1 protein-coding gene is annotated in these 1,146 nt (G+C 34.6%); it reads right to left on the bottom strand.

Going from position 1 to position 1,146, the window contains the following annotated elements; all coding sequences use genetic code 11:
* Window positions 1–26: 26 nt before the first annotated feature.
* Window positions 27–1,146 (bottom strand): ISL3 family transposase (locus IQ234_RS20820; RefSeq protein ID WP_193958462.1); only part of this gene is annotated, 1,120 nt, incomplete at its 5' end.

The following is a 1,146-nucleotide window of genomic DNA, read 5'->3' as shown; positions in this document are numbered from 1 at the left end:
GGTTCTTCCGAACTTACCATGTAAAATCAACTAGCAAAATGCCAATTTAATAAACATCTAAGACTAAAGTTTTTAAAGTTTCTAAATCCATAGCCTCTCCTTTTAATCACCTTCAGTTTATTGTTAATTCCTTCCACTGTTCCCTGGGTTGTTCGGTTATCAAAATAGGCAGTTATTTCGTCAATCCACCGCCGAATTGTCTGGCAGCTTTTAGGAAAGTAAGCCATCGCCTTTTTTATCCAATCGCTCAAGGCAAATAATCCCTCATTCCCCTCCGTATTTTTCTCAAATACTTCTCTAAATGCCTCTTTTAATTTGTGCATTTCCCCAAGTTTTGGAGACACTTTATATACTTCTTCCACTTTTTTCTTTTCTTTCTCTACTAAGTATCCTTCATTCTTTAACAAGGCATATTTGCTCTTGGCTATTCCTGCTAAGATATTTTCTTTATTTTTCTTATTTTTTATCTTAATTGCCTCTCTTTTTACCTCCTTTCTGGCTTCATCTAGCTCGTTATTTACTTGTTTCATTACATGAAATCTATCTCCTACTATTTGAGCTTGAGGCATTAGTTTTTCTGCCACATTTTTATACCCTATCCACAGGTCTATACTTACTTCCTCTATTTGGCTCAAAACCTCTTCTCCCCAATGTTTTAGATATTCTGTTAATGCTTCTTCTGTTCTTTTTTCCACTAAACCTACAATTTTTCCTGTGTCTATATTTACTAACACAGCATAGTAATTTTCTTTTCCCTTTATCATGGCTATTTCATCTATTCCTAGTTTTTTTAGACCTTGAGGTTTTGCGGTTATTAAGTCTTCTCCTAAGTCTTTGAGCATCGTTTCTATTTCTTGTTCGCTTACCCCATTTCTTTCTGCCGTATTTTTGAGATCACTATTCAGGACTTCGGCAACTATTTTTTTTCTAAATCTGTCTGTGTAGGTTCTTTTCTTTGGCAAATAATTTAGTTCTTCTGTGAATTTTTTCCCACATTTCTCGCATCTCATCTGACGACGATTAATTCTCAGATATAATGCCTGTTCTCCAAAGGGTAAATCTCGGATTGTTAATTCATTGTTTTGATGAACTTTTTCCGTTTTACTTCCACAATGAATGCACTGGCTTTCTCTTGACATATTTTCT

Source organism: Microcystis aeruginosa LEGE 91341 (genome assembly GCF_015206885.1).
In the GTDB taxonomy this organism is placed as follows: Bacteria; Cyanobacteriota; Cyanobacteriia; order Cyanobacteriales; family Microcystaceae; genus Microcystis; species Microcystis aeruginosa_H.
The sequence above is the reverse complement of the archived record's forward strand: the minus strand, read 5'-3'. Positions and strand labels throughout refer to the sequence as shown.